Source organism: Mycobacterium sp. 1245852.3 (assembly GCF_001669335.1).
In the GTDB taxonomy this organism is placed as follows: domain Bacteria; phylum Actinomycetota; class Actinomycetes; order Mycobacteriales; family Mycobacteriaceae; genus Mycobacterium; species Mycobacterium europaeum_A.
This window is the reverse complement of the sequence record NZ_LZLL01000404.1, coordinates 1-2,980: the sequence shown is the minus strand read 5'-3', so window position 1 is coordinate 2,980 and position 2,980 is coordinate 1. Positions and strand designations below refer to the sequence as shown.

Below are 2,980 nucleotides of genomic sequence, written 5' to 3'. Positions count from 1 at the left end.
TCTGGGCGTGCACCTCGAAGCGGCCCGCCATCGCCCGCATCTCGTGCGGGTCGGTCATAAAACGTGTTGCCATGTCGGCTGTTCTCCTTGCTACGTAGTTACTGGGTGATGTGGTGAAGACGGTGGCCGGATCGGTTACGTGTTACGCAACCGCCGTGCCGAATGAATAGAAATGACCCCCCCTTCCCGTCAGCCGGCGGCCACCGGGCGCTGTCACGGTGAGACGGACGTCAAACCCGAACCGCGGCGTTTGAGTTGACGGAGTGCGTGTTGCGCTGCAGGACGTTCTGCGGGCCCAACTCTGCGGCCCCGGGATCGCTCCCTGCGGGGCGGTCACGTTGGAACCCACGTCGGTGACGATCTGTCCCAAGGTCCCGAACCGCCAGTCCGATCAGCCGGCGGCGGCCGCGTTGGCTGCCTCGGTGGCAGCGTACGAACCGGAGCTGGTGGACAGAGTGTTCACGAACTGCTCGTGAATCGCTGCGGCCTGGGCGCTCACCGCCTGGTACATCTGCGCGTGCGCGGCGAACTGGGCCGCGGTCAACGCCGACACCTCGTCGGCAGCGGCGGGTACCACCCCCGTCGTTGGGGCTGCAGCGGCTGCGTTCTGGGCGCTCAAGGTCGACCCGATAGCCTGCAGATTCCCGGCCGCCGCGGCCAAAGCCTCCGGCTGTGTGGTCACGAACGACATATTTGTTCCCTCCTAGTTCTATCCCCGACGATGCGAGACTAGATGACGGTGGCCCCCGAGATCGGTGTGGAAGCCCGGTGTTTGCAATTGTTCACTTAGCGGTACGGCGAATTCACTTTTGGTAACGACACAGTAACAGCGCCTGACCTCGACCGCTGCCCTTCGAAGGGCGGTCATAGCAAACGGTACCAGCCGCCGGTCCAAAAGGTTGCTGGTAATCGTCACCCGGGGTGCCGCGGTCACGCCGGTCGGCGGAAAAATCTGTTTGCCCAATGACCGGTCGCCATGGATCGGCGCGATGACCATTCCGGGTAGCGCGTCGCTGGGACCTCCTTTCGCCCATTTCAACCGTGTGATCGCCGCGGTGGCCGCCAAGGCGGGTCCGGGTAGCGATCGTGAGAACTCGAGGCGCATCATGCTGCGGACACTGATAGCTGCGTGGCAATCGGCGGCGTCGAACACACCTGCGGACGCGTGCTCAGCCGGCAAACGGGGGCCGGGCCATGACGGTGGGCCGGAATCCGTACTTGGGACCCGCCACCCCGTGCCCGCCGGCACCCGTCCCGGCCAGCGGCATGCCACCGAGCAGGTTCCCCGGCCCGCCGGCGGCCTCGGGAGCCGCGCTGATGCTGCTGACCGGAATCGCATGCCCCAGCGCCGGCGCCGCCGGCGCCCCCGACCAGGCCACCGGCACCGACAACTTGCCACCCACCGAGGCCGCGCTGCCCAACGCCGCCACCGGGTGAGCCGCCGCAGCACCGCCACCCAACATCCCACCCAGACCACCAAGCCCAGGCAACGCCTTGGCCGCCGCCGGAGCCGCCCCACCGATCGCACCGACCGACTTGGCGATCTGCGTAAAGGTGTTGGCCATACCAGTACTGAAGTACGGCAGACCCTCGGTGTTGTAGAACAACCCCGCAAACGGGCTGTAGCCGTTGACCAGAGTGCCCAGGTTGGTGGGCAGGCTGGTCTGCCCGGTCAGCAGGAACCAGACCTCCGACAGCGGATCCGTGGTCGTCGTCGCCGCCGTGGTCGTGGCGGCGGTCGCGTTGGTCGACGTGGTCGTTGCCGGCTGCGCCAGCGCCTGCAGGGTCTTCGACGTGTTGGTCGCCGTGGAGTTGGCCGTGGCGTTGGTGACCGCCGCACTCTGGGTGGCCTGACCCGACGGGTTGGTGACCTCCGGCGCCTTCTGGAACTGCGCCACCTTCGTCGCCGAGGCCGACTGGCCCGCATAGCTGTACATCGCGGCCGCGTCCTGCGCCCAGTACTCGCCGTACTGCGCCTCCAGCTGCGCGATCAGCGGGGTGTTCTGCCCCAGCACGTTGGTCGCCTGCAGCTGGGTCACCTGCGTGCGGTTCACCGCGATCAGCGGGGGCGGCACCGAGGAGGCGAGGGCGGTCTCGTAGGCCGCCGCGGCGGTACGAGCCTGGGTGGCCGCCTCTTCGGCCTGAGCGGCGGTCGTGGTCAGCCAGGCCGCGTACGGCGCGGCCGCCTGCGCCATCGCCGTGGACGCGGTCCCCAGCCACTCCTCGCTGTTCAGCGAGGTGATGACGTTGTCATAGCTGAGCGCGGCCGAGTTGAGTTCGGCCGCGAGCGCGCTCCATGCCGATGCCGCAGCCAGAAACGAACCCGACCCCGGACCCGAGTAGATCCGCGCCGAATTGAACTCCGGTGGGAACGCCCCATAATCCACCACGAATATGCCCCTTAACCTGTGATGTTCGAATCGATGCGTCGAGTAGTAGATGACGTTAATGCGCTGGTGAGCACCGCTACGCCGGTCAGCGGAGTAACGGCCGTCCGGCGCGCCTTTGCGCCGGGTGTCGGGGCCGGCCGCCCGATGCCGGCCGACCGCCCCGACGTGTGCCCGAATCGTGGGCGTGAGCTGCGCGAATGGTCGGATCCCCGGGCCCGTCGGCCGCGGATGCCGAGGGCCGATGCCGACGTGACCGGGCGCAGGTGCATCGAGGCCGGGAATAAAATCCGGCCGCGGCTAACGGTGAGGGTGTGCATGCTGCGATTCCGCCGCTTATCCGGCCGACGGCGGGCGTGTCAGCACGCTGTAGCGGAACCCGTATTTGTTGACGTACCCGGCGGCCGCGCCGCGCCGCCCGAACGACCCGACCGGCATGCCGCGCAGCAGCCCGTTGGCCCCCGCGCCGGGGGCGCCGGTCGCCCCGGCCTCGATGGGGGTGACCTCCTCGGACATCGCCGCCGGGGTCACCGACGAGGTCAGCGTCGCCCAATGCTGGGGAACCGAGAGCATCCCGACCCGCGCGGCCTGCC

General features: G+C 68.4%; 3 protein-coding genes and 1 pseudogene. All 4 read right to left on the bottom strand.

Annotation, left to right across the window (positions count from 1 at the left end; genetic code table 11):
- Nucleotides 1-73 (bottom strand): annotated as a pseudogene (locus A9W96_RS30580) (WXG100 family type VII secretion target); the annotation flags it as partial.
- A gap of 318 nt (nucleotides 74-391) precedes the next feature.
- Nucleotides 392-691 carry a PE family protein gene (locus A9W96_RS18270; protein WP_066861444.1) on the bottom strand — a complete coding sequence of 100 codons (300 nt, stop codon included), beginning with the start codon at nucleotides 689-691 and terminating at the stop codon, nucleotides 392-394.
- A gap of 478 nt (nucleotides 692-1,169) precedes the next feature.
- On the bottom strand, nucleotides 1,170-2,390 hold the full coding sequence (locus tag A9W96_RS18265; RefSeq protein ID WP_067024043.1) for a PPE family protein: 1,221 nt from the start codon (nucleotides 2,388-2,390) through the stop codon (nucleotides 1,170-1,172).
- Nucleotides 2,391-2,723: 333 nt separating this feature from the next.
- Nucleotides 2,724-2,980 (bottom strand): PE/PPE C-terminal domain-containing protein (locus A9W96_RS18260; RefSeq protein ID WP_197499559.1); only part of this gene is annotated, 257 nt, incomplete at its 5' end.